Below are 26,852 nucleotides of genomic sequence, written 5' to 3'. Positions count from 1 at the left end.
GTATCAAATGTGTAAATAATTAGACCGGCAAAGGCAGGCGTTGTTCGATAATTCCGCCGCCGAGGCAGACTTCGCCATTGTAAAAGACAGCCGACTGACCTGGCGTTACCGCCGCGACAGGTTCGTCGAAAATGACTTCAACACGTTCAGCATCCAGCGCTTTAACGGTGCACGGAATGTCGGTCTGACGATAACGGGTTTTCACCGTGCAGCGCATGGTGCCGGTGAACGGTTCGCGATCGACCCAATGCAGCTGTTGCGCCACCAGCCCAACGGACATCAGACGTGGATGTTCGTGACCCTGAGCGACAACCAGAATGTTGTTCTCAACGTCTTTATCCACCACATACCATGGATCTTCCGTCCCTTCTTTTGTACCGCCAATGCCCAGACCTTTACGTTGGCCCAGAGTGTGGTACATCAGCCCCTGGTGCTGGCCAATCTCTTCACCGTCAACGGTGATGATTTTACCTGGCTGAGCCGGCAGGTAGCGACCAAGAAACTCGCGGAACTTACGTTCGCCGATAAAGCAGATACCCGTCGAGTCTTTTTTCCTGGCCGTAATTAGTCCGAGATCTTCGGCAATTTTACGCACCTGTGGTTTTTCCAGTTCGCCCACCGGGAACAGGCTTTGCGCGATTTGTTCATGACCGAGCGTGTAGAGGAAATAGCTCTGGTCTTTATTGCCATCGAGCCCTCGCAGCAGGCGGCTTTTTCCGTCGACATCCGCGCGGCGTACGTAGTGACCGGTGGCGATGTAATCGGCACCTAAATCTTCGGCGGCAAACTCAAGGAAGGCTTTAAATTTGATTTCTTTATTGCACAGAATATCCGGGTTCGGCGTACGACCCGCTTTGTACTCTTCCAGGAACAGTTCAAAGACGTTGTCCCAGTATTCTGCAGCAAAGTTAACGGTATGCAGTTCAATGCCGAGTTTGTCGCAAACAGCCTGTGCATCCGCGAGGTCGGCAGCCGCTGTGCAATATTCCTCGCCATCGTCCTCTTCCCAGTTCTTCATGAACAGGCCTTCTACCTGATAACCCTGTTGTTGCAACAACCAGGCAGATACGGAAGAATCGACACCGCCGGACATGCCGACGATCACTTTTTTTGGGCTTTCAGACATAGGAATACTCACGACATTGAACTTCAAGGCGGCATATTCTAGCACGCAGCCCTTTACTTGACACCCTCTGTAAACGGCCAGTTAAATTCGCCGATTGTTGCCAGCGGATAGCGCTCTCCACTCTGGTAACAGAGAATGCTCTCGGCAACCAGCGGCGAGCGCAGATTTGGCGCTGAAAGAATCTCTTCTGCGCTGACCCAGCGACAGCAATCTATATCACTGTCATGAGGTTCAGTAGCGCACATATTGGCAAGTTCTATAGAAAACAGAAAACGTAAAAAGGGCGTTTTGTCCGGCGCAATCCATTGATGCATTCGAATGAAGTGCTGCGGTTGCGCGTTGATGCCTGTCTCTTCCCATAGCTCACGAGCGGCGGCCTGCACCAGGGTTTCGTCCGCTTCCAGGTGCCCGGCAGGTTGATTCCACAAAGCTTTGCCGTTGATGGTTTCCTCAACGACTAAAAATTTATCTTCTGCATGCACAATGCAGGCGACCGTGACGTGTGGTTTGAACATACAGCTTCCTTATACAGTTGCATCCCGCCATTCGCCGTTAGCGAGATTTTCCAGTGTGTAATCGCCCATGGCATAGCGTATGAGGCGCAGCGTAGGAAACCCAACATGCGCCGTCATCCGACGTACCTGACGGTTGCGGCCTTCATATAAGGTGACTTTTAGCCAACTGGTGGGAATATTCTTCCGTTCACGAATGGGCGGGTTTCTTGGCCACAGCCAGGCAGGTTCTTCTACCATTTGAATTCCTGCGGGCAGTGTAGGGCCATCGTTGAGCGTTACGCCAGTGCGCAGGGATTCCAGCGCTTCGGGCGTAGGTTCTCCCTCAACCTGAACATAATAAATTTTCCCCGTACGCTTGCCGGGCTGCGTTAACCGCGCCTGTAATGCGCCATCGTTGGTCAGCACTAAAAGCCCTTCACTGTCCCGATCCAAACGACCCGCAGCATACACGCCTTGCACGGGAATAAAATCTTTTAACGTTTTGCGTCCCGCTTCGTCAGTAAATTGTGGCAAAACATCGTAGGGTTTATTGAACAAAACCACGCGTTTTGGCTGGTTTTCTTTACGCTGTTTAGTGACTTGTCGTGAGCTGAATCGCTTAACTTGGTGATTTCTAAAAGAAGTTTTTTGCATGGTATTTTCAGATTATATCAATTGCCGCATTATAGCCTAAGAACGAGTGTCTTTCATGGCGACGAACAATAGGGTAGTATTGACACGCTCATTACAAATCATTAACAAAAAATTGCTCTAACGCAGTCGTGCAGCAGGACGCCAATGCACATGCAGCGCGATGACAGACGAGCAAACCAGAAGCGCTCGAAGGAGAGGTGAATGGAAAGCAAAGTAGTTGTTCCGGCGGAAGGTAAGAAGATCACCCTGCAAAACGGCAAACTCAACGTTCCTGAAAATCCGATTATCCCGTTCATTGAAGGCGACGGTATCGGCGTTGATGTAACCCCACCGATGATCAAAGTTGTCGATGCTGCTGTCAAGAAAGCCTATAAAGGCGAGCGTAAAATCTCCTGGATGGAAATCTACACCGGCGAGAAATCCACTCAGGTTTATGGTCAGGACGTCTGGCTGCCTGCTGAAACCCTTGATCTGATTCGTGAGTATCGTGTTGCCATCAAAGGCCCTCTGACCACGCCAGTTGGCGGCGGTATTCGCTCTCTGAACGTTGCTCTGCGTCAGGAACTTGACCTGTATGTCTGCCTGCGCCCGGTGCGTTATTACCAGGGTACGCCAAGCCCGGTAAAACATCCTGAACTGACCGACATGGTTATCTTCCGTGAAAACTCCGAAGATATCTATGCGGGTATCGAGTGGAAAGCGGACTCCGCAGACGCTGAGAAAGTGATTAAATTCCTGCGCGAAGAAATGGGCGTGAAGAAAATTCGCTTCCCGGAACATTGCGGCATTGGTATCAAGCCGTGTTCTGAAGAAGGGACTAAGCGTCTGGTTCGTGCGGCGATTGAATACGCCATCGCGAACGATCGCGATTCTGTTACCCTGGTACATAAAGGTAACATCATGAAGTTCACTGAAGGCGCGTTCAAAGACTGGGGTTACCAGTTAGCGCGTGAAGAATTCGGTGGCGAATTGATCGATGGCGGCCCGTGGGTGAAAATCAAGAACCCGAAATCCGGCAAAGAAATCGTGGTTAAGGACGTTATCGCCGATGCGTTCCTGCAACAAATCCTGCTGCGCCCTGCTGAGTATGATGTGATTGCGTGTATGAACCTGAACGGCGACTACATCTCTGATGCGCTGGCAGCACAGGTGGGTGGTATTGGTATCGCGCCGGGCGCGAACATCGGTGACGAATGTGCGCTGTTCGAAGCGACTCATGGTACTGCGCCGAAGTACGCAGGCCAGGATAAAGTGAACCCAGGTTCCATCATTCTGTCTGCTGAAATGATGCTGCGCCACATGGGTTGGGTTGAAGCGGCTGACCTGATCGTTAAAGGTATGGAAGGCGCGATTAACGCCAAGACCGTAACCTATGACTTCGAACGTCTGATGGATGGCGCTAAGCTGCTGAAATGTTCAGAGTTTGGCGACGCGATCATCGAAAACATGTAATCCAGATTCTGGGTTGTGTTAAAACGGGAGCCGAGAGGTTCCCGTTTTTTATGCCTGCAACATTGTTTCCCCAAAACGTTTCCCCAAAACGTTTCCCCAAAAAACAGGCGTGCTCACCCTGTTTTTACTTCGACAACTATCCAATCCTTACCCCTGTCATTGTGATATTTGTCTGTCATTACTCTTGATTTATGTTCCAATAATTTCTGGATATCAATCCCTTGTGCTTTATATCTTCTTTCTGAAAGTGATTGTTGCTCGTGGTTCGTAGTATATTGAAAGTATTCTTGGTTATTCGGTGCTCTGTATGTCCTATTCCATCGGTGAATTTGCGCGGCTTTGTGGAATAACCGCCACAACGCTGCGCGCCTGGCAACGTCGTTATGGACTTCTCAAACCACAGCGTACGGAGGGTGGGCACCGGTTGTATAGCGATGACGATATCCAACAGGCGCTTAAAATTCTCGATTGGGTGAAAAAAGGCGTACCGATAAGCCAGGTTAAACCGTTGCTGTCCCGCCCTGGTGCCCGGCGAACGAATAACTGGCTCGCTCTGCAAGAGAGTATGCTGCAGCGCCTGAACGAAGGGAAAATAGAATCTCTGCGCCAGCTTATTTATGATGCTGGCCGCGAATATCCCCGCCCTGAACTGGTGAGCGAGGTGCTGCGCCCTCTGCGAAGCCAGGTCTCAGCTAACGTGCCGGCTATCATGACGCTGCGTGAAATCCTCGATGGTATTATTATTTCTTACACCTCGTTTTGCCTGGAGGGGGATAAGCGTGCGCCGGGCGATAACTACCTGATTACAGGCTGGCATCTTACCGACCCCTGCGAGATCTGGCTTGAAGCGCTTGGTCGCACTGGACAAGGACATCGCATTGATGTGCTTCCTGTACCGCCCGCGATGCTTGCGCCTGAAATTTTCCCCGATCGCAAATGGCTGTTGGTGACGTCCGGTAAACTCACCGTAGCGCGCAAAAAACAGATAGACCTCTGGCAACAGCAGGTCAACTCCCTCGAAGTGATCCCGCTTTAATCCTCTGTCATTACCTTTCTTGTGTGTTGATTGGCCACTACCTTAGTGGCTTACGAATAAATTCTCTCAAAAACACTAAATTTTAATTTGTTGAATTAAATGAATTTATAATTATTTTTATGTATAAACTTGGACAAATTAAAGTATTTGTGTAAGTTTTAGTTATACCGCCTACGTAATGTGGTTCACACAAGGGTAAGAGCTATGCGCGCACCGCCATCCGTTATCGACAGGTTTGTGGATTACTACGCCAGTTTGGATCGCCAGCCCGTCCCCGCGCTTGCCGGGTTGTACGACGTGCACGCGGTACTTGTCGATCCCTTCGGGGAACATAACGGGCTGTTTGCCATTCAACGCTATTTCTCGCATCTCCTGGCGAATGTGAATGCCTGCCGTTTTGCCATTGACCCTCCACTGTGTGAGACCGGGCGGTTTGCCGTGACGTGGACAATGTACTGGTCGCATCCGCGTATTGCTGGCGGAGAAATACGATCTTTGCCGGGATGTTCAATGGTCGAGACACATGGCGAGAAGATTTTTCGCCAGCGTGATTATTACGATGCCGGTGAGATGCTCTATGAGCATCTACCGCTGTTGGGTTGGGCCGTTCGCCACGTTAAAAGGAGGGTGCGCGCATGATGACTGTCCTCATTACTGGCGCAAGTTCTGGGATTGGCGCCGGGCTTGCAAAATCATGGGCCGATGACGGCTGTCACGTGATTGCCTGTGGCCGCAATCCCGAAAGGCTGGAACAACTGCGCCAATCCCACGCCAACATCACAGTACGCCTGTTCGATATGACAGACAGGGACGCCTGTCGCCAGGCGTTGGCGGACTGCAAACCCGAACTGGTTATTCTCTGTGCCGGAACTTGCGAATATCTCGACCACGGCTGGATAGATGCAGGGAAGATTGAACGGGTGATGGCGGCGAATTATCAGGGCCCCATCAACTGCCTGGCAGCGCTTCAGCCGCAGTTAACTTCCGGTAACCGCGTGGTGCTGGTCAGTTCGATGGCGCACTGGCTGCCGTTCCCACGGGCGGAAGCCTATGGTGCGTCTAAAGCCGCGCTAACCTGGTTTGCCAATAGTTTGCGTCTGGACTGGGAGCCAAAAGGTATTGCCGTGACCGTCGTTTCGCCAGGATTTGTTGATACCCCGCTTACCCGTAAAAACGATTTTCCTATGCCCGGGCAGGTGAGTGTAGAGCAGGCGGTGAAGGCTATTCGCCGTGGCCTGGCGAAAGGAAAAAATAGTATTGCCTTCCCGACAGGTTTTGGCGTGTTGCTGCGTCTGTTGGCCGGGTTGCCTGAGAGTCTCCAGCGCGCGTTGCTGCGCAGGATGGTGCGTTCATGAAAATTGCTATCATTGGCAGTGGTATTGCCGGATTAACCTGCGCCTGGCGTCTGGCCGGACATCATCAGGTGACGCTTTTTGAAGCGGCGTCGACCCCTGGCGGCCATACTGCGACGGTAGATATAGCGACTCCACAGGGGAATTTCGCAATTGATAGCGGCTTTATCGTCTACAACGACCGAACTTATCCGCGTTTTATGGGCTTGCTGAGTGAACTCGGTATCCAGGGGCAAAAAACGCAGATGAGTTTTTCGGTGCATAATACGCAAAGCGGTATGGAGTACAGCGGTCATACGCTGACTTCCTTGTTCGCCCAACGTCAGAACCTGCTCAAACCCGCATTTTGGGGAATGCTGAAAGAGATTGTCCGTTTTAATCGTCTGGCGAAACGGGCATTGAATGATGTCGATGCAAACGCCACGCTACAGACCTTCCTCGACCAGCACCACTTCAGCGCGTTCTTTGCGCGTCATTATATTCTGCCGATGGGCGCAGCTATCTGGTCATCTTCGCTACAGGAGATGCGCCGTTTTCCGTTGCCGCTGTTCTTACGCTTCTTTGAACACCACGGCCTGCTGGATATCTGGCATCGTCCGCAGTGGTACGTGGTGCCAGGCGGATCGCGCGAGTACATTCGCGTTATGCTGGCGAAGCTGGGTGAGCGTCTGGCATTGCACCTCAATGCGCCTGTTCAGCAGGTTATTCGTCACGACAGCGGCGTCAAAATCCAGTTGGCAGGATCAGTACAGACGTTTGATCAGGTGATCTTCGCTTGTCATTCTTCGCAGGCTCTGGTCGTGCTTGGTGATGCCACCCCCGCAGAACGCGACGTGCTGGGCGCAATTAGCTGGCAGCGTAACGAGGTCGTATTGCATAGCGATCGCCGCTGGTTACCGGTACGCGAACGCGCGTGGGCAAGCTGGAATTACCGCCTGAGTGGGCAAGATCGCGCCAGCGCCTGCGTCACCTATAACATGAATATTCTCCAGGGATTACCCGAAGGAAGCCCGCTATTCTGCGTGACCCTCAACCCGGACACCCCTATTGACGAGCGATTCGTCTGGCGACGCTTTGTCTACGAGCACCCATTGTTTAATCCCGACAGCTGGCGCGCGCAGGCGCGCCGCACTGAGATCAACGGCCTGCGTCGGACCTGGTTCTGCGGGGCTTATTGGTACAACGGCTTTCATGAGGATGGCGTGCGCAGCGCGCTCGATGTAGTACACGGCATTGCCGCAGGAGAGGGGGGCTAAGATGAACAGCTGCCTATACCACGGTGTTTTGCGCCATCGCCGCCTCCAGCCAGCAACACACCAGTTTAGTTATCAGGTGTTTATGGCGTGGCTCGATTTAGATGAACTCGCACAGCTTCCGGGCGTGGGCGTGAAGCGCAATCGCTTCGCCGCGACAGCTTTTCATGATGCGGATTACCCGCTGGGGACACCGTTAAGAGAGAGCGTGTTGAATAAGCTTGCCTGCCTGACGGGCGAACATCCCGGGGGGCGTGTAATGCTTCTGACACAGCTGCGCTATTTCGGTTTTCATTTTAACCCGGTCAATTTTTACTACTGCTATGACCGTTCACAGCGTCTGCGCTGGGTACTGGCGGAAGTCCGCAATACGCCATGGAATGAGCGACATTACTACGCTGTAGATGCACAGGAAAAGCGTCCGTTGGAAAAAGCGTTCCATGTATCGCCGTTTAACCCGATGGATATGGTCTATCACTGGCGATTTAACCCGCCGGGTAAAACGCTGCATATGCATATCGAAAACCACCAGGCAGAGAAGATTTTTGATGCCAGCCTGATGCTCAAACGCGAGCCGTTGACGCAGGCGAGTTTACGCGCGTTGCTGCTACGACTGCCGTTAATGACGCTGAAAACGGTGTTCGCGATTTACTGGCAGGCGCTACGCCTGTGGCTCAAGCGAGTCCCTCTCTACAACCATCCCGTCAGCAGGAGTGAACGATCATGACCGATCCCGTCTTTGCGCTTGAACCTGATGTTCCGCGCAACCTGCGTGTGGCGCGTTGGCTTCTTTTCCGCATGCTGAGCGGCCTTCGCCAGGGTTCAGTCACGGTGCGGGAAGGGGAGCAGACCTTGCACTTTGGTGATGTTTCAACTGAATTACGCGCTGAAGTACATATTCTCTCGCCCACGGTGTACTGGCGGGTGCTGAAAGGCGGAAGTCTTGCAGCGGCTGAGGCCTGGATGGACGGAGAGTGGGAAACGCAACAGCTCACGCCGTTACTGCAAATATTTGCGCTTAACAGCACCCTACTGGGACGCCTGGAAAGCGGTTTTCGCCTGCTTGGCCGACCCGCCGAGCGTTTGCGTCACTGGACGCGTCGCAACCATCGACAACAAGCAAGAGAAAACATTGCCGCGCATTACGATCTCGGTAATGCATTTTACGCGCACTTTCTTGATGAGGATTTACTCTATTCCAGCGCTTTATTCACCTGCCCCGAGCAGTCTTTAGCGCAGGCTCAGCAGGCCAAAATGGCGCGGCTTTGCGAACAACTGGCACTGACCGCGAATGACCACCTGCTGGAGATTGGTACTGGTTGGGGGGCGATGGCGGAATACGCCGCCCGCCACTACGGTTGCCGTGTAACCACCACGACCCTGTCTCAGGAACAGTTTGCCTGGGCGAAAGCGCGGATTGCCCGCGCAGGTTTACAGGAGAGAGTCAACGTCCTGCTGTGCGACTACCGCGACCTGACCGGGGAATTCGACAAACTGGTGTCGGTTGAAATGATCGAAGCGGTTGGTCAGCGTTATCTGCCGACGTTTTTCCGTACCTGCCAGGCGCGACTGCGTCGTGGGGGAAAACTGGCGATTCAGGCCATTACCATTCAGGATCAGCGCTATCGCGAATACAGCAAAAGCGTTGATTTTATTCAGCGCTATATCTTTCCAGGGGGCTTTTTACCCAGTATCACCGCGATGAGCGGCCTGATGACAAAGCATACTGACTTTGTGGTTCGTAATCTGTTCGATATGGGGCCCGACTACGCCCGGACGCTTGCGCACTGGCGACAAGGATTTGTTCACGGCTGGCATGACATTGAAAAACTGGGATTTGATGAGCGTTTTCGTCGTATGTGGCTGTACTACTTCGGCTACTGCGAAGCCGGTTTTAACGCCCGCACGATCAGCGTGGTGCAATTGACGGCGGAACGTCCATGAACCGCCATTTACAGGTCTTTATCCTGGCTGTCGGGTTCGATCTGTACTGGCTCATGGTGGTGTTATTTCGTGAGCGCGGCCTGGCGTTATGGCTTGGGCTGGCTATTCTGGCCTGCTTCTTGCTGCCGTCTGCGCAACGTCTGTACGCGTTAATGCTGGCAGCGGTGGGTAGTGGTCTGGATGCGCTGTGGGCGTTGACGGGGTTGATTAATTTTCACGGCGAAGCATTGTTGCCGTTATGGATGGTTGCGCTTTGGCTCATGTTCGCTGTCCTGTGGACGCACCTTACCTGCTCGACTACCTTGCCGGGATGGCTGCTGGCCATAATGGCCACCGGTGGTGGGCCGATCGCCTATGTGATAGGAGAGCGTTTGGGGGCCATTACTTTTCTGGAACCAACATTTATTGTTGTTGGCTTAATGGCGACGGGCTGGCTGGTGTTGATGCTGTTTTTTCATATTTTCATGGGGAAACACTAATGAAACCTGCCTTATTGATACTGCTGGGCGTCATGGCGACGACGCCTTTTGCCGGTGCCGCTGACTGGTTAAGCTGGCGGCAAGTCGGCGATGCGACGCTCTCCTGGGGACCATTCACGATCTATACCTCACAACTGCGCACGCCGGATGGGCGCTATCGCGGGCTGAAAGAGGATCAAGCACTGATTATCACCTATCAGCGCAATATTGAACGGCAAGAACTGGTTAATGCCACCCGCGATCAATGGCGAGCGCAGGGTATTCTCGGGCGGGAAGCGCAGAGTGAGTCCTGGCTTCGCATGTTGAGTGAGATATGGCCAGACGTCGCGCCAGGTACGCAACTGGCTTTTGTATTGCAAGATAAGCAGGGGAAGTTTTGGTATCGCGCTTCAGCGGCTCAAAGGCACTTTATCCCGCTTGGCCCACCGCAGTCGGCGGCGTTCAGCGAAAACTTTCTCTCTGTCTGGCTGGGTTCCCGCACGCAATATCCTGAGCTGCGTCAGCAGCTTACTGGAGGTGAAAAATGAAACGTTTATTGGCCCTGAGCCTGCCCTTGCTGATGCAGGTGGCTGGTTGTAGCGCTGAAATTGCCGACTATCGGCAACAGCAGCCGACGCTGGATATCTTTCAGTATTTTCAGGGAGAAACGCAAGCATGGGGGATGATTCAGGACCGCAGCGGTAAACAGCTTCGTCGCTTCCATGTCGATATTGACGGCGATGTGGTGGGAGACACATTGACCCTCAACGAACGCTTTGTGTATGACGATGGAGAGAAACAGCAGCGGGTATGGCATATCCGTAAAGTTAGCGCCGATCGTTACGAAGGTACTGCCGGTGACATTGAAGGCGTGGCGAAGGGGCAAGCAGCGGGCAACGCGTTCAACTGGCATTACAGCATGAATGTGAAAGCCAGCGGCAGAACCTGGTTGCTGAATTTTGACGACTGGATGTACATGCAGGATGCTAACCATCTGTTTAATAAAACGGAGATGAAGAAATTTGGCCTCACCGTCGGTACGGTGACGCTTTTCTTCTCCCGTAAAACGCGATAGTGAGGAAGAGGTCATGAAAATGCAACCCATCGTTGGGATCAGCGGCTGTTTAACGGGATCTGCCGTCCGCTTTGACGGCGGGCATAAACGGGCAGAATTTGCGATGGAGAAACTAGCCCAGTGGGTGACTTTCCAGCCTGTTTGCCCGGAGATGGCGATAGGTTTGCCTGTCCCTCGGCCAGCGCTGCGCCTGGTGCAAACAACTGTCGGGGATATTCGCATGCGTTTCAGTCACGCACCTCACGAAGACGTGACCGACGAAATGGCTGACTTCTGCCAGCGGTATCTGGCAGGGCTGGACACACTGTCCGGTTTTATCGTCTGTGCAAAATCCCCCAGTTGTGGCATGGAACGTGTGCGCTTATATGACGATAAAGGCAATCGCGGGCGTAAAGACGGGGTGGGACTGTTTACCGCCGCGCTGATGGAGAAATATCCGTGGCTACCGGTAGAAGAAGACGGGCGACTGCACGATCCGGTCCTACGCGAAAACTTCGTTGAAAGGGTTTTCGCGCTACATGAGCTCAATATGCTGCGCAAAAATGGCCTGACGCGGCGGGCTCTACTGGATTTTCATAGCCGTTATAAATTGCAATTGCTGGCTCACCATCAGGCCGGATACAGGCAAATTGGCCCATTTGTCGCATCACTGCATGAATGGGAGGATCTGGAGGCTTTCTTTGCGGTCTACCGGGATAATTTAATGACAATTCTGAAGAAACCCGCCTCACGTAAAAACCACACAAACGTGCTTATGCACATTCAGGGGTACTTCCGTAATCAGTTAACAATGCGTCAGCGCGGCGAGTTGCGCGAGGTGATCCTTCATTACCGCGCAGGACTACTGCCCATCCTGGCCCCGATGACGTTGCTGAAACATTATCTGGCGGAATACCCGGACGATTATCTGCTGACGCAGAATTACTTTGATCCCTACCCGCAAGAATTAGCATTGCGACTGACTGTTAATTGATCATGACTGATAAACAGAACCGAGCAGAGTGATAATTTATGTCGTGTTCGAATCTTTAATTACCGCTCTTCGCTCATAGTAGACGTCAGCTTTACCTTTATCGGTATTGTGTATGCCTTCAATTTAATCTTATTTCCCGATAAGTGTTACTTTTAACCTTCGTGAAAAAGAAACAAAATCATTCCTGCCATACAGTTTAAACAAATTGAACCATCGGTTTTTACCGAGATGATTTAGTTTGATTAATTGAGGTTTATAATGGTAGCACATTATAAAAATACCCTGATCATCATCCACAATATTGTTTTTAAGCGTTGTCATTTGGCACTGACAAACCAATTCATAAAATTCTTTCCATTTATTTTGTGTTGCAACAATGGCACCGCCAATAATATAAGAGCGATTATTAATCATGTGATCGAAAACCTGATGAAGCGTTTTGACAGTTAAACCTTTTTTTACTGTGAATAAGTTAACTTTGTTGACGTCAAAACGATAATCCCAGCGAGATAATCCATCTATTACTTTCGCATTACGACAGTAACCAAAATCAACCCATGCAACCATATTATTATTTACAAGATTTAACTCTATTGCCTTATTTACAAAGTATGTCTTCAGGTTGCAAACTAGTACGTAGTCTGAGGACCAGTATTCAGGGTTTATTAGTTGGCGAGTTTCAAGCTTATTTCTAAACTCATCATTTCTCTGGATCTGAGAAATCCTGTTTTTAATGTGTTGGAATTTTTTATTAATATCTAAGGGGATTACAACAGTACGTTTACCATTTCTAATTTTTTCTATTTTTGGTTTAAGATCGCAGGATGTAAATATAACCATGTCATTATCTAACTCAGACAAGTTTTTAAAATAATTGATGTAGGTATCAGATGTTCTCTCTAGATGAGGGGAGAAACCTTTATCACTCGTCCAGTTCCCGCGTCCTATATCGAAAAATGCTGTAACGATGGTAATAGATGAATTCATTTCTATGTAGTCCCTTTTCGGTATTTGTCCAAAAGCTGCCAAAATATTAGTAATGTATTTTTTTACAATTTGTAATATCCCGGTATTCTATCAGTATCAACATGGGTCGGAAAGCATAATGTGATATCTGAAATGATAAACAACAGATTGGATTTATCGAACTGTGAAATTATATATTGCAGTAGTTTATTATTTGAAGTGTCATAATATATAATGTTATTATTTCTTGTTGGTTTATCTTACGGCATCTGGAATAATTAAGCTACAGAAGCAAAGATGCCCGGACAGGACAAATGATATTTGCTCAGTGATGAGTGTTGCCGTGACGGAGTCGTATGCCAGAACATAACGGCGGTTAGCCGGCAATCTTTCAGGAATTTAAGTCACAGCAAATTAGGGTATTTAATCTGAAATCAGCCACATATCGGCTTCTTCAAACATTTCCTGAACAGTGCGACTAATCTGTTCTTTCTCGTGCTTACTGGCGTCAGTGTTGATCGCTGGGAGAGTCAGCATCGGTTTAACCCGGACATCAGCATCTGGAAAGATCCGCTGTACTCTCTTTCTCAATTCGCCCAGAATGATCTCTTTTGCGCCTGGCAGACCATCAAAATTCCTTTTGTCATAAACGAGTTCCACGAACATTGTTACTTTCCTTTATCTGTATAAACATACAGTACTTATGCTGTGTTTTTATCTGATATACAAGGGGCGACGTCAATACGAATTGATGTCGTCTGGAGATGATAATGTTATGAGGAGAGAGAAAGAAACATAAGCATTATGATGACTAATAAATAAACTAATGCTTTCTTGGTGTTTTAGTGCCTATGTTTCTAAGATTATTATTTCAGGTGTTTATGCTCAGGCATCATTCGCAACAGGGTATTGTCCTTCTGTATGGCGTGATGAAATAATGCCGCGCCAGCATGGGCTGCAATCAGGAAATACCCTACATTTGCCAAAGTTTCATGAATAGTTTTTACGATGGCCTTTATTTCACCGTTGCTATGAAAGAAAGCGGGAATGTTTAGCCCTAAAAAATACCAACTCTTTCCGCCGTAAGCCATCGTTAAGATACCTAATAACGGTAGCGCCAGAAAAGAGACATAGAGCATGATATGCATTAATTTGGCTGATATCCTCTGCCACTGGGGTGGCGTAGGTACGATCGCTGGATCGTCATACTTATGTTTGAGAATTAAACGTATTATCATTAAACACCAGACAAATACCCCAGCATTATAGTGTGTTTCTTTCATCAACAGATAGGGAGTGCTGCCTTTGGGAAACCAGCCGCGAAATTCCATTGCGGCATAGGTTATCGCGATTAACACCAGAGTTAACCAGTGCAAGCGAATCTGAAGCCTTGAGAATCTGTTCATTATTTTTCCTCGAATGATACGCCACCACAACCGTATCGTATTAAGCTTAACAAATCCTTATTTTCATTAAGAGATTAGGGTTTCGTTATGTCTGCTTCGGGTAACACGATCGAATAGTTGATTGGTGTGTTCACTGTGAGTTTGTCACGATTCATTTTTTGACGAGATTTTGTACGGGAAAACGTGTAGAGCATTGGCAGCAATTGGGTAAACGCCGAGGCTTTCTGTTCTGGCCTTGATTTCCTCAAATGGGAGTGAAGGAGACGGTTCCCGTCCTCCCCAGAGATTGATCCCTTCCGGAATGTCGTCTCTGCCGTATTCCTCGGCGATCTCAATCGTTTTGCCGTTATTCAATTCGATGACAACGCTTTTTCCATCTACAGGGATCAGATTTCCGTCATTATCAGTAATAAATATTTTCATTTGCTCGCCTCCTGGTTATGCCTTCATATGATAGCGCATTAAATGCGCTGCAATACTGCTATTGCACTGAAAATACTCAATGATTATTTACTATTAATCAATACGTTATGATGTGATTTAGAAAATGTGATTGGTTTCATGGCGATTTATGTTGCGGTCTACCATGCTCAGTAGAGACAAACTTGACTCAGTCAATGCCTGCTTTAACGGGTTCATTTTTCGCCACAGGATATAAGAATGCGCAAAGTACCGTTAACGATACTTGCTGCGATATGTCTGTTCGTAATCGGCGTTTTTATTCTCAACATGCTGCTTTGGTATTCCTCATCGATGGAAGCTCTTGGGGAAGCACGATATGCCGCGAAAAATATGGATAACATACTTAATGAAGCTTTCCAGGCAACGGATACAGCTAAGCGCATCGCTGAAAAGAAATGCGATCTGGAGAGCCAATATCAGCTCGGAACTGAAGCCGCGCTTCGGCCTCATCTACGAACGTTGATTATTATTCGGCAAGGGAAGGTTTGGTGCACCTCACTGCCTGGTAATCGGATCCTGCTGAAGCAAATACCGTCATACCTGATACAAATTTGCTGTTGGCCCCAGCACAAAATACGGTGAATGAGATACCTGTTCTGCTTTATTAAACTCATTTTCAAACAAGTAGCATCATTATCACAATAAGTGGTGTGCATATCCGGGGCGCATTGAATGTCCCATTTAAAGGACTGTCCTATTCGTTGCGGGTGGGCGACAAAGTACTTGATTCATTGATGGAAGTGAGAATAGGGTTGAATTGGCCGTAGAAATCCTGTGTTTTTCTTTATCGTGAGATAAATCTCAGATCGCGCTATTCAAAAAATATATCCTTAGTCATGTGGTGGTTATTTGCATTTTTACATACAGCAAACGGATAACAGCATGACTGATATAGCATTTACCAGGGCACGCGATTCAAATCGTGGAGTGAAAGTAGTACATAAGAAAAAATTGGATGTGCGCAGTAACGGTAAGTACACAAACCGGGACCAACTAGCAATCGCCGCTGTTCTGTTTTTAGGCGGTATCGCCGGAGCTATTGTTTTGGCAATGTACTTAATGATGCAGGAGGGCGTTTTTCTGTACTGATTGTTTAATTTTTCTTATGTTTTATTAAGGCGTGTATTGAGTCGCTACTACCATCTCTCAGTAATGTTCAATATTATTAACCATCAATTAAGTTAAGCAGGTATTCCTGAAAATACCTGCTTAAAATATCACTTAGAACAATACACTCTGGCTTCACGAGGGGTATAGATGCCAATCGTGATGATGCGCAAGAAAACATCCATACCCGACTCCTGAACTTCTGTGCGAACAACCTTGTCTGCACCGCCGCAAACAGAAGCTGCATCGATGGTTTGTGACTGGCCAATACCATTAATAAAAAAATTCTGTCTGGTTTCCTGTGTGGGTTTTTCTGCAATACCATTGTTAATTTTAAAGGTTTGCTGAGCGCAACCGGATAAAGCTGTTGCAGCAATAATCGCAATCATTAACTTTTTCATTTTTACCATTCTCAAGTGTTGGAAAGTGAGAAAATGATCTTCTTTAATGTCGCTGGTACATATCCGACCAGCGTTTATGCATGACAGTATTGTGCTGGCTGTTTATCTATTATTTAGTTAGATAAATTTTTTGTTTATGCTTTGTAGGTCATTGTTGATAACTTACGGTATCAACTCACATTTTATTAATATCAACATTAAGCACGCACAAAAATATGGGTGTGTTAATGTTATTTAGACGAGAATATCTAATTCATATACGCGAGGAAGATATCAGTTGCATATTGGAACAGGACTATCAGAGATAGTCCTGCCAATAAAACATTTTAAAATTAGAACTGATAGTTTAACGAAACCCAGTAGTTACGACCCGGATTTACGTAGCCGGTAGTGGATTGTGCAGTCTGATAGTAGTCACCTGCGTAGGTGCTATTGCGACCAACCTGATACAGTTTAACTTCGCTGAAGTCTTTATCCAGTACGTTATTGACTGCCGTATTCAGCGTCAGGTCTTTGGTCAGCTTATAAGACATTCCCATGTCGAGAACGGTCCAGGCTTTTAAATTCGCGCCTTTGTCGTCATACACTGCCTTTTGTACCGCGCTGAGGTTCTCATAATTTTCGGTAAAGCGTGGCGCCTTACCGCGATAACGGGCGCTCAACCAGGCGTTCATATCTTCTGTAGCCTGCCAGTTCAGGCGGGCGTTAGCCATATGTTTGGGGGTATAGCTCAACGGTGCGCCTTTATTATCACCATCTTTTTGCTTGCTTTGTGTGTAGGTGTAGTTAAGAGATAAACTCAGTACGTCCGACCAGAGAGGGAAGGTGCTGGCGAATTCAATACCATCGGTCCTTGCTTTACCGCTATTGGTATAGCTGTTGGTATTATCATCGATAGAATACGAGACAATTTTATTTTTATATTCGGTATAGAAGCCGGTAACGTTGGCGTTCAGTCCGGCCTCGTTTTCATAATATAACCCGGTTTCGTAGCTGATACTTTCTTCCGGCTTGAGGTCAGGGTTACCGACAGTATTAACGGTTCCTTGCGCAGTTACGCCGCTAATGCCGTTATGCAACTGGCTGAGTGAGGGCGCTTTATAACCTGTAGTAACACCGCCCTTGAGCGTCCACTCATCGGAGACATCCCAAACCATATAGGCGCGAGGACTCAGGTGGCCGCCAAAGACATCATTATGCTCATAACGGGTACCTGCGGTTAACGCCAATGAGTCTAGAATATGCCATTCATCTTCCGCATAGGCAGCCCACGTTTTTTGGTGGAACGTCTCGCCGGTATTGGCCAGTACGACACCGTCTTTCATTCGCGCATCCCAGTATTCCCCACCAAGGGTTAACAGGTGTGAGTCACCTAATGGCGTCAGCAGCACTGAGTCCAGAATGACGTTAGTGTTCTTGAGTTCTCGCGCATCACCGGCACGGCCCGCGTTTTCCGGCGTGAGCGCGGAGGAGACCAGTTGTCGGCCTTTGTTCTCGGTTTCATTCCAGCCGAGGGAAGATTTCCAGGTGCCGAACGTTAAAGCGGTATCGTGGCCGAGAGTCACTTTGTTGCGCTCATAGCGCAGCGTTTTATCATAACCTCCCGTCAGGTTGCCCAACTGTCCATCGTCATTGTCATAGCGCTGTCTGGCAGAGTCGAGATCTAACCACAACGTGTTGTTCTCATTGGTTTTCCAGTCCAGGCGCGTGCCGATATTATAGTTCTCAGATTCAGTTGGATAGGGTACGCGAGTAGAGGCGGTATCGCTCAAAGAGGTGACGCTTGAGCCCTGGCGCTGCGTTGTGCTCCCGCGAACCTGCATATCCAGCACGCCTGCGATTAACGGACCGCTGGACCAAAAGTTGGCCACCGTACTGTTACCCCATTTATTACTCTCTTGCAGGTTAACGCCGGTATTGATGGAGGTGCTCCATTTATCGGTACTTTTTTTGGTAATGATGTTCACCACGCCACCGATTGCGTCGGAGCCATACAGCGTCGACATTGGGCCGCGGATCACTTCGATATGATCGATTGCCGCCAGCGGGGGCATAAAGCTGGTATTCATGGCAGAGAAGCCGTTTGGCGTTACATCGCTGCTGCCGTTTTGACGAATACCGTCAATCAGGATCAGGGTATAGCTCGCAGGCATGCCACGGATGCTGATCTCCAGACCACCGGTTTTACCGGTGCTGCTTTCGACATCCACGCCCTCTACTGAACGCAGGGCTTCACCTAAATCATTATATTTATTGGTTTGTAACTCTTGCTGCGAAATCACGGAAACACTGGCTGCTGCATTGGTAATTTTCTTTTCGTAACCGGAGGCGGTGACTACCATGACATCTTCGGCAAAAACCAGGGGGCTGGTAAAACCCATACAGGACAGAACGACAGAGGCAATCGGTTTTAAACGCATAGTCAAACTTCCTTTGTTAAAATTCAAAGGCAGTAAGATAATTGATGAAAATGATAATACAAATAATTATCATTATAGATTTACATAACTTGTCATTTCTGGTGTTTTTCTTGAATAAATAGACATAAATTGTCATTGGCTTAGCGTAAAGGAATGGTAGTTAAGACAATAGTATTAACAGTAATTATTAGAATCGAATTAATATGTTATTGAATGAACGGTTGAATTTTAAACAATTTCTGGGGTTCACATCGTACTCATAACGGAGTATCAGAAAAAAGTATGATAATTTTAGAAAATCGTCATACTTTTCTGCGCCGCATCATTTTTTTCGCCAATTCTCTTCGCCATAATCCTTTTCCCAGGAGACTGCTTAACGACAATGCATCGTTAAGCGGCATAAACATAACGCAAATCTGGATAAAATAATGATCAAAGGCAAGCTGGCACTCCTGACGTGTGCATTAACTCTCGCATTAACCTCACCACTCCTCGCCGCGCAGAATGCGGGCGCAGGTCAGACGTTAAAACTGGCGATTGGACCGGAGCCAACGGAAGGGTTTGACCCAATGTTGGGCTGGAGTCATGGCAGCTATTTGCTTTTGCATGCGCCGTTATTAAAACAAAATGCAGATATGAGCTGGGGAAACCTGCTGACGGAGAAGGTGGTGACCAGTGCTGACGGCAAAACCTGGACGCTGACGTTAAAACCTGACCTTAAATTTTCTGATGGGTCGCCGCTAACCGCTGAAGATGTTGTGTTCACTTATAACAAAGCAGCAAAAAGTGGTGGAAAAATTGACATGGGGAACTTCGCTCATGCCACTTTGAAAGATAACCGCACGGTCGAAGTGACGCTGAGCAGCCCGCAGAGCACCTTTGTGAATGTGCTGGGATCTTTAGGCATTGTTCCGGCAAAGCTTTATAACGAAAAAACATTCGCCAAAAATCCGATTGGCGCAGGTCCTTATCGGTTGGTGAGTTTCCAGCCTGGGCAGCAGCTGATTGTGGAGGCTAATCCCTGGTATGCCGGTAAGAAAAATGATTTCAGTAAGCTGGTGTTTGTTTTCCTTGATGAAGATAACGCTTATGCCGCAGCACGCAGTGGGCAACTGGGATTAGTACGTATTGCACCTTCGATGGCAGTCGCCCCTCAGCAGCAGAATTTGAAACTGTGGGTGCGTGACAGCGTGGAGAATCGGGGCATTGTGTTCCCGATGATTCCTGCAGGTAAAAAAGACGCCAATGGTTATCCGATTGGTAACGATATTACAGCCGATGTCGCTATCAGACGCGCCATCAATTACGCCATTGATCGTAAGCAGCTCGCCGATCAGGTTATGGAAGGTCATGCGATCCCCGCCTATAGCGCTGTTCAGGGCCTGCCATGGCAGGGGCAGTCAGTCGCGTTCAAAGATGGCGACAGCGAAAAAGCACGGACGATTCTGGAAGACGCCGGCTGGAAAGTGGGTAAAGACGGTGTACGAGTGAAAGAGGGCAAAGAGGCGCGCCTGACTTTATGGTATGCCAGCGGTGACAGTACGCGCCGGGATTTAGCCGAAGCCGTACGTGCGATGCTGGAGCCTGTGGGTATCCAGGTATCATTGCAATCCGGAAGCTGGGAAACCGTTGAGCGTCATATGCATGCCAACCCGACGCTGTTTGGCTGGGGAAGCCTGGATCCCATGGAACTGTTCCATCATTACAGCAATCAGGCCGCGGGCGTGGAGTATTACAACCCCGGTTACTACAGTAATTCTGTCGTTGAAGATCATCTCAAACAGGCTATTGATGCACCGGACTGGCAAAAAGCGCTGCCTTTCTGGCAACAGGTTGAGTGGGATGGCAAGCAAGGCGCTGGTGTACAGGGCGATGCCGCATGGGCATGGTTATTGAATATTCAGCACACTTACCTGGCAAATCCATGTATTGACTTAGGCAAAGGCGCACCGGAAATTCACGGGAGCTGGTCACTGCTCAATAATCTGGATGAATGGACCTGGACCTGCCGTTGATGAAGTCTGTAGTGGGCAATTTTCTCCGGCTGATGGTGTTATTAGTGCTGGTTGCGGCTGGCACTTTTGTGCTGCTCAGCTTTTCTCCGGTCGATCCGATTCGTGCTTATATTGGCAACGATCTCCTGCACGTGCCACCGGAACAATATGCACGTATCGCCGCTCGCTGGGGATTGGATCAGCCGCTGTGGGAGCGTTTTGGTAACTGGTTTATACGGGTATTGCAGGGCGATCTCGGCTACTCGATGTTGTTTAATGCGCCGGTTGCCAGCGTGATCAAGGAGCGCTTTGCTACCTCGTTTGCGCTGCTTAGCGGCGCATGGCTGCTCTCCGGTATAGTGGGGACGGCAATGGGATTTGTCGCCGGACGCTACCTGAATCGCTGGCCGGATAAAGCAATTTGTCGCCTCAGCTATCTGCTTTCCTCGTTACCGACCTTCTGGATTGGCATGCTGCTGCTGGCGTTATTTGCCATTCGTTGGCCGATATTCCCGGTCTGCTGTGCGTGGGAGCCGGGCAACAACAGCGATATGGCGACACTAACCGAGCGTCTGCGCCATCTGGTGCTTCCCGTTTGCGCGCTAAGTTTACTGGGGCTGGGGCAGATTACGCTTCATACGCGGGAAAGTATCGCCAGCGTAATGAAGAGCGAATTTGTCCGTTTTGCGCGCTCTCAGGGCGACAAAGGTTGGTCACTGTTACGCCATCAGGTTCTGCGCCACGCTATCACGCCCGCGCTGTGCCTGCAGTTCGCCTCGCTGGGAGAACTGTTGGGGGGCGCGCTGCTGGCAGAAAAGGTCTTTGCTTATCCCGGACTTGGGCAAGCGACCATTGATGCCGGCTTGCGGGGCGATCTACCGTTACTGATGGGGATCGTCTTGTTTAGCACCGTGCTGGTTTTTATTGGCAATTCACTTTCTACCTGGTTTGTTCACGTGTTGAACCGTGCTCTGGAGCGACCCGATGCTCTATAATCCGACGCCAACGCTTATTCGTCTGGTGCTCTCTTTTAGTTGTCTGCTATTCATTGCGGTTTATGGCGCGGCCACGCTGGATAACCCGTTGAATGTGAATCTGCTTGCCCGTCATCTGCCCCCTGATGCGCTGCACTGGTTTGGCACCGATAACCTCGGTCGCGATCTGTGGGTGCGTTGCTTTCAGGGGGCGTTAACCAGTCTGCAAATTGGTATTGGCGCAGCCTTGTGCAGCGGCTTCATTGCGTTAATGATGGCGGCGTTGTCGCGCCTGCATCCACGTCTGGACGTGCTTATGCGTCTGATAACTGATGCCATGCTGTCGATGCCGCATCTGCTGCTGCTTATTTTGATTTGTTTTACGCTGGGCGGTGGGAAAAGTGGGGTGATCATGGCAGTGGCGCTAACCCACTGGCCGCGCCTCGCACTGATTCTGCGTGCAGAGGCCGAGCGTGTTGCCCATAGCGACTATCTGACGCTGACATGGCGTCTGGGACATGGTCATTTTTACTGCTGGCGACATCACTATCTACCGGCATTGTTACCCCAATGGCTCACGGGGACATTGCTGATGTTCCCCCATGCGGTGCTGCACAGCGCGGCGTTGAGTTTCCTCGGTTTTGGACTGGCGCCGCATGAACCGTCGCTGGGGCTGCTGCTGGCGGATGCGCTGAGGTTTATCAGTCATGGGGACTGGTGGTTAGTGCTGTTTCCGGGGCTGATGTTATTCAGCCTGGTGATGTTATTCGATCAGCTCGCGAGGGCAGTGCATCGTTTATGGTTGCGAGGTGACATATGTTGAGTTTAAGACAGGTCTCGCTGGACGTGGCGCGTTATCGTTGGTTCGGGGCGAGAAAATGGTCTCCGCTGTTGCAGGATATCTCTTTCGACGTTGCGCCCGGCCAGATGGTGGCCTTAGTTGGGGGAAGTGGTGAAGGGAAAAGTCTGCTCCTGCAATGTCTGCTCGATCTGTTACCGGAAAATTTGCGTCTGCACGGCGCCATAACCCTTGATGGCAAAATGCTGAACAGTCATGACATCCGCGAATGTCGGGGCAATACCTTCAGCTATGTCCCGCAAGGCGTTCAGGCCCTGAACCCGCTGCTCTCAATTGAAAAGCATTTGCGCAGAGCAAGTCAGCTCTCCGGCCAAACCTGGAATGCCGGAAAAATAGAAAAATTGCTCCAGCGTAGTCAACTGGAATCCAGCGTATTAGATGCCTTCCCGCGTCAGCTTTCAGGCGGTATGGCGAAACGTGTTCTGGCCTGTCACGCGTCGCTGAGTCAGGCCCGCTATATTCTGGCTGACGAAATTACCGCCTGGCTTGATGCGCCATTGGCTAATCAACTGCTTGAGCAGTTGCGTGGTTTATGTGAGCAAGGGTCTGGTGTTTTATGGGTGACGCACGATCTCACGCTGGCGGCCCAGCATGCGGATCGCATCGTCGCGCTGTATCAGGGAAGCGTGTCGGATAACGTTAGTCGTGAACAGCTGTTGCGCGGGGAAATTAGCGAGCATCTGCAACGTCAATGGCGGGCTCTGCCTGAGAGAAATCAATTGTTTGGAGTGCGCGATGCTGTGCTGTCGTGATGTCGTGATTCGCCAGGGAGGGAAGGTGCTGTGGCAAAACCTTTCTTTCTCATTGCACCCCGGTGAACGTATTGGAATTTGTGCGCCCAGCGGAACCGGCAAAACGACGTTGGGACGTGTGCTGGCGGGCTGGCAAAAGCCGACCTCGGGCGACATTCTTATCGATGACCAGCCGCTACCGATGCATCAATATTGCCCGGTGCAACTGGTACCGCAGCATCCGGAATTAACTTTTAACCCACGGCGTAGCACCGGCGATGCGGTTCATGACGCCTGGCGGCCCGACGCGGAAATCCTTACCCGTCTGCATATCAAGCCGGAGTGGCTAACCCGTCGCCCCGGACAGCTTTCTGGTGGTGAACTGGCGCGAATCGCCATACTTCGCGCGCTGGACCCGCGGACCCGTTTTCTTATTGCCGATGAGATTACCGCCCAGCTCGATCCTTCCATTCAAAGAGATATCTGGGGGCTGCTGCTCGAAGAGTGCCAGCGTCGCTCGTTAGGCATGCTGATTATCAGCCATCAGCAGGCGCTGCTTGATCAGATTTGCACGCGAGCGCTACTCACGCCGTGATTTTCCCCGTTCCGGTAAGTTACGACGTTGATTAAATAGTTATGTTATATTATAACATTTCACTCGCAAACGATTTGAGGGTGAAATTTTGGCTATTCATTTTAAAAAACTGGCAATCGCTCTGGGGATGATTTTGGTCAGTGGTCAGGTTTTGGCTCACGGTCACCATTCCCATGGTGTTCCGATGAGTGAAACAGAACAAAAGGCGTCAGAAGGCGTGTTTGATGATAATCAGGTACAGAACAGAGCGCTGACTGACTGGGATGGCATGTGGCAATCTGTCTATCCGTATCTGGTCAGTGGCGAACTTGATCCGGTATTCAAAAAGAAAGCGGAGAAAGATAAAAGCAAAACGGCAGAACAGATTAAAGATTATTACCGTCAAGGCTATGCAACTAACGTAGACACCATCGGCATTGAAAATGGTGTGATGGAATTTCATACCGGTAATCAGGTTACATCATGCAAATACGATTATGCCGGATATAAAATCTTGCACTATAAATCAGGCAAGAAAGGTGTACGTTATTTGTTTGAGTGTAAAGCTGCTGATAGCAAAGCGCCTAAATACGTCCAGTTCAGCGATCATATCATTGCTCCGCGCAAGTCAAGCCACTTCCATATTTTTATTGGAAATACCTCGCAGGCAGCCTTGCTCGAAGAAATGGAGAACTGGCCTACCTACTATCCTTATCAGTTGAAAGGCGAAGAGGTGGTGGATGAGATGCTGCACCATTAATCCGGCCTAAGTTAACGGTACATACCCGCCGCCGGTGGCGGGTATTTTAATTAACAACCTTCTCTTTCCATCCCGTTGCGCATTCGTTAGCATATTGTCTTGCAGCAAGTGCATGTGTTTTTTCAGGAAGAGGTTAACGTGTTTGCAGAGTATGGAGTTCTGAATTACTGGACATATCTGGTGGGGGCTATTTTTATCGTGCTGGTTCCCGGGCCAAATACGATATTTGTGTTGAAGAATAGCGTTGGTCGGGGAGTGAAGGGCGGTTATCTCGCCGCAAGCGGTGTGTTTATCGGTGATGCTGTGTTGATGTTTTTGGCCTATGCCGGTGTTGCCGCCTTGATCAAAACCACGCCTGTTTTATTTAATATCGTTCGTTATCTCGGCGCTTTTTATCTGCTGTATCTCGGTGCGAAGATCCTGTACGCCACACTGAAATCAAAGGCAAGCGACGCCGCGGCTGAGGAAGTCCCGTTTGGCGCCATTTTTAAGCGCGCCTTAATTCTGAGCCTGACTAATCCGAAAGCAATCCTGTTTTATGTTTCGTTCTTCGTGCAGTTCATTGATGTCAATGCGCCGCACTCAGGGCTGTCATTCTTTATTCTGGCTATAACGCTTGAGATAGTGAGCTTTTTCTACCTGAGTTTCCTTATTTTTTCCGGCGCGTTTGTGACCCAGTACATTCGTACCAAGAAGAAGTTGGCTAAGGTGGGTAACTCCCTTATCGGTCTGATTTTCGTTGGTTTTGCTGCCCGTCTGGCGACGCTTCAGTCGTAATCATTGGCCCGCTGAATATGGCGGGCTTCAATATTAAGCTTTTCTTCCCCACACATATCAGCTAATGGTTATAACCAATAAATGGTATTTTAAATGTATATTTTGAGGCGTACTCTGTACACAGCAGCGGTTCAATAAGACTCGCTGGTTGTCGACTGGAAAAGGGAAGAAAAATGCTTCAAATTCCACAGAATCATATCCATACACGCTCAACTCCGTTCTGGAACAAACAAACTGCACCTGCCGGAATTTTCGAACGCCACCTTGATAAAGGCACCCGTGCCGGGGTTTATCCTCGACTGTCAGTTATGCAGGGGGCGGTCAAATATCTCGGCTACGCAGATGAACACAGCCCTGAGCCAGTAGAAGTGATGGTTATTGAAGCCGGTCAGTTTGGCGTTTTCCCGCCGGAAAAATGGCATAACATCGAAGTGATGACCGACGACACTTACTTTAATATCGATTTTTTCGTTGCCCCGGAAGTACTGATGGAGAGTGCAAATCAACGAAAAGTCGTGCGCACTGGCAAGGAGTAAATCATGGGCAAAGCAACCTATACCGTCACAGTAACCAATAACAGCAACGGTGTGTCTGTTGATTACGAGACCGAAGCGCCGATGACATTATTGGTTCCGGATGTCGCGGCAGAAGTGGTCAAAGACCTGGTCAATACCGTCCGTTCATACGATACCGAAAATGAGCATGAAGTCTGCGGATGGTAGTGCTTTCACTTCTGATACCGTTTGAACTGATTGATTCTTAACTTGAAAACCGCACTGCATTTTGATAACGCAGGGCGGTTTTTTATTTGCGCCGGATAGATCGCAGTCCGGAAAAAGATTTCTTAAGAATACCTTAAGAAATTCGCATCGTTTGCTAATAGTTGATCATTCATAGGGGTTATGATCGTGAAATAGTAACAATACAGAACTTCGCGCTTATGAAATTGAATACCCGACTTACATTATCCGCATTCATTCTTGGACTGGTCCTCGTCGCGATCCCGTTCACCGCAAACTGGCATCTTCCTCTGCTCAATGGCGCGGTTGTCACATGGATTGAAAATGGCCAGGCGCTATGGTTATTGTTTGGTGCTGTATTTACTTTCTGCTACATCCGGCCTTTATCGCGTCCTGCAGGCGAGAAGCAATTTTGGCTTTGGGCGGCGGTATGGTGGCTGGTATTACTGGGCCGAAGCACCAGTTGGGGCCGTGATTACTTCCCGGAGCATCCTAAACTGCTGTTCAGAGCTATCTCAGTCGTGTTAATTGCGATGATTATTCTGCCGGTCCTGCTGTCGAAGCACCTACGCCAGGATATTGCCCGGCGCTTGCGTAATGAACCGCTACCGCTGTGGCTACTGGCGATCACCGTCTGCGCATTTTTGATTTCCGATACAGTGGAGCATCATCGCCTGCTGGCGCCTGTCTTTTTGCATAACGCCAGTTACGGCGATTTGATTGAAGAATTGTACGAACTGCCGTTTATGGTGGGATTGTTTCTGATGAACCTAGGTTTTATGCAGCGGGATAAACAGCATGAGCCTGCCGCTATTTGCTTCAGTGAACCGCATCTGGCGAAGTAGTTGGAAAAGGCCTGAGTCT

General features: G+C 49.4%; 31 protein-coding genes and 2 pseudogenes. 23 read left to right on the top strand and 10 right to left on the bottom strand.

Annotated elements, in window-relative coordinates; genetic code table 11:
* Nucleotides 1–19: 19 nt before the first annotated feature.
* The 3 genes from mnmA to rluE are packed head-to-tail and all read right to left on the bottom strand — an operon-like array spanning nucleotide 20 to nucleotide 2,274.
* A complete protein-coding gene (gene mnmA / locus ICA20_RS14695) occupies nucleotides 20–1,126 on the bottom strand; it encodes a tRNA 2-thiouridine(34) synthase MnmA (protein WP_038639903.1) in 1,107 nt (368 codons plus the stop codon).
* 53 nt (nucleotides 1,127–1,179) lie between these two features.
* Nucleotides 1,180–1,641 (bottom strand): NUDIX hydrolase, encoded by a 462-nt coding sequence (locus ICA20_RS14690; protein ID WP_038639907.1) that lies wholly within the window; start codon nucleotides 1,639–1,641, stop codon nucleotides 1,180–1,182.
* A 9-nt stretch (nucleotides 1,642–1,650) separates the two neighbouring features.
* The gene (gene rluE / locus ICA20_RS14685) at nucleotides 1,651–2,274 is read right to left on the bottom strand and encodes a 23S rRNA pseudouridine(2457) synthase RluE (RefSeq protein WP_038639910.1); all 624 of its coding nucleotides are present in this window, start codon (nucleotides 2,272–2,274) and stop codon (nucleotides 1,651–1,653) included.
* A 201-nt stretch (nucleotides 2,275–2,475) separates the two neighbouring features.
* Here rluE and icd point away from each other — a divergent pair, with 201 nt between their 5' ends.
* Nucleotides 2,476–3,726: an NADP-dependent isocitrate dehydrogenase gene (icd, locus tag ICA20_RS14680; RefSeq protein WP_038639915.1), complete on the top strand. Its 1,251-nt coding sequence runs from the start codon at nucleotides 2,476–2,478 to the stop codon at nucleotides 3,724–3,726.
* Between the two features lie 113 nt (nucleotides 3,727–3,839).
* Here the strand turns inward: icd and ICA20_RS14675 are convergent.
* Nucleotides 3,840–3,995, bottom strand: a pseudogene (locus ICA20_RS14675) (integrase); the annotation flags it as partial.
* A gap of 38 nt (nucleotides 3,996–4,033) precedes the next feature.
* Here ICA20_RS14675 and ICA20_RS14670 point away from each other — a divergent pair.
* The 10 genes from ICA20_RS14670 (at nucleotide 4,034) to ICA20_RS14625 (ending at nucleotide 11,817) form a co-directional block, all read left to right on the top strand.
* Nucleotides 4,034–4,762, top strand: a complete 729-nt coding sequence (locus ICA20_RS14670; protein ID WP_038639917.1) for a MerR family transcriptional regulator — start codon at nucleotides 4,034–4,036, stop codon at nucleotides 4,760–4,762.
* Between the two features lie 204 nt (nucleotides 4,763–4,966).
* Nucleotides 4,967–5,401, top strand: a complete 435-nt coding sequence (locus ICA20_RS14665) for a nuclear transport factor 2 family protein (RefSeq protein WP_038639921.1) — start codon at nucleotides 4,967–4,969, stop codon at nucleotides 5,399–5,401.
* A complete protein-coding gene (locus ICA20_RS14660) occupies nucleotides 5,398–6,117 on the top strand; it encodes an SDR family NAD(P)-dependent oxidoreductase (RefSeq protein WP_038639926.1) in 720 nt (239 codons plus the stop codon). Before ICA20_RS14665 ends, ICA20_RS14660 begins: the two co-directional genes overlap by 4 nt.
* Nucleotides 6,114–7,370, top strand: a complete 1,257-nt coding sequence (locus ICA20_RS14655) for an FAD-dependent oxidoreductase (RefSeq protein WP_038639931.1) — start codon at nucleotides 6,114–6,116, stop codon at nucleotides 7,368–7,370. The genes ICA20_RS14660 and ICA20_RS14655 overlap by 4 nt, the downstream gene beginning before the upstream one ends.
* A 1-nt stretch (nucleotide 7,371) precedes the next feature.
* A complete protein-coding gene (locus ICA20_RS14650) occupies nucleotides 7,372–8,094 on the top strand; it encodes a DUF1365 domain-containing protein (protein ID WP_038639934.1) in 723 nt (240 codons plus the stop codon).
* The gene (locus tag ICA20_RS14645) at nucleotides 8,091–9,311 is read left to right on the top strand and encodes a cyclopropane-fatty-acyl-phospholipid synthase family protein (protein WP_038639939.1); all 1,221 of its coding nucleotides are present in this window, start codon (nucleotides 8,091–8,093) and stop codon (nucleotides 9,309–9,311) included. The genes ICA20_RS14650 and ICA20_RS14645 overlap by 4 nt, the downstream gene beginning before the upstream one ends.
* A complete protein-coding gene (locus tag ICA20_RS14640; RefSeq protein WP_038639943.1) occupies nucleotides 9,308–9,790 on the top strand; it encodes a DUF2878 domain-containing protein in 483 nt (160 codons plus the stop codon). Before ICA20_RS14645 ends, ICA20_RS14640 begins: the two co-directional genes overlap by 4 nt.
* A complete protein-coding gene (locus ICA20_RS14635; protein ID WP_038639946.1) occupies nucleotides 9,790–10,317 on the top strand; it encodes a hypothetical protein in 528 nt (175 codons plus the stop codon). Before ICA20_RS14640 ends, ICA20_RS14635 begins: the two co-directional genes overlap by 1 nt.
* Entirely contained in the window at nucleotides 10,314–10,844 is a 531-nt protein-coding gene (locus tag ICA20_RS14630; RefSeq protein ID WP_038639949.1) for a DUF3833 domain-containing protein, read from the top strand. Before ICA20_RS14635 ends, ICA20_RS14630 begins: the two co-directional genes overlap by 4 nt.
* Nucleotides 10,845–10,857: 13 nt before the next feature.
* The gene (locus tag ICA20_RS14625; protein ID WP_038639952.1) at nucleotides 10,858–11,817 is read left to right on the top strand and encodes a DUF523 and DUF1722 domain-containing protein; all 960 of its coding nucleotides are present in this window, start codon (nucleotides 10,858–10,860) and stop codon (nucleotides 11,815–11,817) included.
* 129 nt (nucleotides 11,818–11,946) lie between these two features.
* Here ICA20_RS14625 and yibB read toward each other — a convergent pair whose 3' ends face one another.
* From yibB to ICA20_RS14605, 4 genes are all read right to left on the bottom strand, one after another.
* Nucleotides 11,947–12,804 carry a protein YibB gene (gene yibB, locus ICA20_RS14620; RefSeq protein WP_038639955.1) on the bottom strand — a complete coding sequence of 286 codons (858 nt, stop codon included), beginning with the start codon at nucleotides 12,802–12,804 and terminating at the stop codon, nucleotides 11,947–11,949.
* 402 nt (nucleotides 12,805–13,206) lie between these two features.
* On the bottom strand, nucleotides 13,207–13,449 hold the full coding sequence (locus ICA20_RS14615; protein WP_038639958.1) for a DinI-like family protein: 243 nt from the start codon (nucleotides 13,447–13,449) through the stop codon (nucleotides 13,207–13,209).
* Nucleotides 13,450–13,649: 200 nt separating this feature from the next.
* Entirely contained in the window at nucleotides 13,650–14,189 is a 540-nt protein-coding gene (locus ICA20_RS14610) for a cytochrome b (RefSeq protein ID WP_038639961.1), read from the bottom strand.
* Between the two features lie 144 nt (nucleotides 14,190–14,333).
* The gene (locus ICA20_RS14605; protein ID WP_038639964.1) at nucleotides 14,334–14,612 is read right to left on the bottom strand and encodes a hypothetical protein; all 279 of its coding nucleotides are present in this window, start codon (nucleotides 14,610–14,612) and stop codon (nucleotides 14,334–14,336) included.
* Between the two features lie 237 nt (nucleotides 14,613–14,849).
* On the opposite strand from ICA20_RS14605, the pseudogene ICA20_RS14600 reads away from it, so the two are divergent.
* Both ICA20_RS14600 and ICA20_RS14595 read left to right on the top strand, forming a co-directional pair.
* A pseudogene (locus tag ICA20_RS14600) lies at nucleotides 14,850–15,376 on the top strand (CSS-motif domain-containing protein); the annotation flags it as partial.
* 157 nt (nucleotides 15,377–15,533) lie between these two features.
* A complete protein-coding gene (locus ICA20_RS14595; protein ID WP_038639967.1) occupies nucleotides 15,534–15,740 on the top strand; it encodes a hypothetical protein in 207 nt (68 codons plus the stop codon).
* Between the two features lie 128 nt (nucleotides 15,741–15,868).
* Here the strand turns inward: ICA20_RS14595 and ICA20_RS14590 are convergent, their stop codons facing one another.
* The gene (locus ICA20_RS14590) at nucleotides 15,869–16,159 is read right to left on the bottom strand and encodes a Bor family protein (protein ID WP_038643122.1); all 291 of its coding nucleotides are present in this window, start codon (nucleotides 16,157–16,159) and stop codon (nucleotides 15,869–15,871) included.
* Nucleotides 16,160–16,491: 332 nt separating this feature from the next.
* Nucleotides 16,492–18,579 carry a TonB-dependent receptor gene (locus ICA20_RS14585; protein WP_038639972.1) on the bottom strand — a complete coding sequence of 696 codons (2,088 nt, stop codon included), beginning with the start codon at nucleotides 18,577–18,579 and terminating at the stop codon, nucleotides 16,492–16,494.
* Between the two features lie 428 nt (nucleotides 18,580–19,007).
* On the opposite strand from ICA20_RS14585, the gene ICA20_RS14580 reads away from it, so the two are divergent.
* The 10 genes from ICA20_RS14580 (at nucleotide 19,008) to ICA20_RS14535 (ending at nucleotide 26,833) form a co-directional block, all read left to right on the top strand.
* Complete coding sequence (locus tag ICA20_RS14580) at nucleotides 19,008–20,594, top strand: ABC transporter substrate-binding protein (RefSeq protein WP_038639983.1); 1,587 nt, start codon at nucleotides 19,008–19,010, stop codon at nucleotides 20,592–20,594.
* Nucleotides 20,594–21,568 carry an ABC transporter permease gene (locus ICA20_RS14575; protein WP_038643124.1) on the top strand — a complete coding sequence of 325 codons (975 nt, stop codon included), beginning with the start codon at nucleotides 20,594–20,596 and terminating at the stop codon, nucleotides 21,566–21,568. The genes ICA20_RS14580 and ICA20_RS14575 overlap by 1 nt, the downstream gene beginning before the upstream one ends.
* Complete coding sequence (locus ICA20_RS14570; RefSeq protein ID WP_038639987.1) at nucleotides 21,558–22,370, top strand: ABC transporter permease; 813 nt, start codon at nucleotides 21,558–21,560, stop codon at nucleotides 22,368–22,370. Before ICA20_RS14575 ends, ICA20_RS14570 begins: the two co-directional genes overlap by 11 nt.
* Entirely contained in the window at nucleotides 22,364–23,158 is a 795-nt protein-coding gene (locus ICA20_RS14565) for an ATP-binding cassette domain-containing protein (protein WP_038639990.1), read from the top strand. Before ICA20_RS14570 ends, ICA20_RS14565 begins: the two co-directional genes overlap by 7 nt.
* Nucleotides 23,142–23,732: an ATP-binding cassette domain-containing protein gene (locus ICA20_RS14560; protein ID WP_038639993.1), complete on the top strand. Its 591-nt coding sequence runs from the start codon at nucleotides 23,142–23,144 to the stop codon at nucleotides 23,730–23,732. The genes ICA20_RS14565 and ICA20_RS14560 overlap by 17 nt, the downstream gene beginning before the upstream one ends.
* Nucleotides 23,733–23,859: 127 nt before the next feature.
* Nucleotides 23,860–24,471 carry a metal-binding protein ZinT gene (gene zinT, locus ICA20_RS14555; RefSeq protein WP_230592295.1) on the top strand — a complete coding sequence of 204 codons (612 nt, stop codon included), beginning with the start codon at nucleotides 23,860–23,862 and terminating at the stop codon, nucleotides 24,469–24,471.
* Between the two features lie 138 nt (nucleotides 24,472–24,609).
* Nucleotides 24,610–25,248 (top strand): leucine efflux protein LeuE, encoded by a 639-nt coding sequence (leuE, locus tag ICA20_RS14550; RefSeq protein ID WP_032940118.1) that lies wholly within the window; start codon nucleotides 24,610–24,612, stop codon nucleotides 25,246–25,248.
* 173 nt (nucleotides 25,249–25,421) lie between these two features.
* The gene (gene yeaR, locus ICA20_RS14545) at nucleotides 25,422–25,784 is read left to right on the top strand and encodes a DUF1971 domain-containing protein YeaR (protein ID WP_038640001.1); all 363 of its coding nucleotides are present in this window, start codon (nucleotides 25,422–25,424) and stop codon (nucleotides 25,782–25,784) included.
* Between the two features lie 3 nt (nucleotides 25,785–25,787).
* The gene (locus ICA20_RS14540) at nucleotides 25,788–25,970 is read left to right on the top strand and encodes a DUF1869 domain-containing protein (protein ID WP_003832433.1); all 183 of its coding nucleotides are present in this window, start codon (nucleotides 25,788–25,790) and stop codon (nucleotides 25,968–25,970) included.
* Nucleotides 25,971–26,188: 218 nt separating this feature from the next.
* Nucleotides 26,189–26,833 carry a hypothetical protein gene (locus tag ICA20_RS14535; protein ID WP_038640005.1) on the top strand — a complete coding sequence of 215 codons (645 nt, stop codon included), beginning with the start codon at nucleotides 26,189–26,191 and terminating at the stop codon, nucleotides 26,831–26,833.
* The last annotated feature ends 19 nt before the right edge of the window (nucleotides 26,834–26,852 follow it).

Source organism: Citrobacter sp. C5_2, assembly GCF_014596845.2.
GTDB lineage: Bacteria > Pseudomonadota > Gammaproteobacteria > Enterobacterales > Enterobacteriaceae > Citrobacter > Citrobacter werkmanii.
This window is presented reverse-complemented; position numbering and strand designations above follow the sequence as displayed.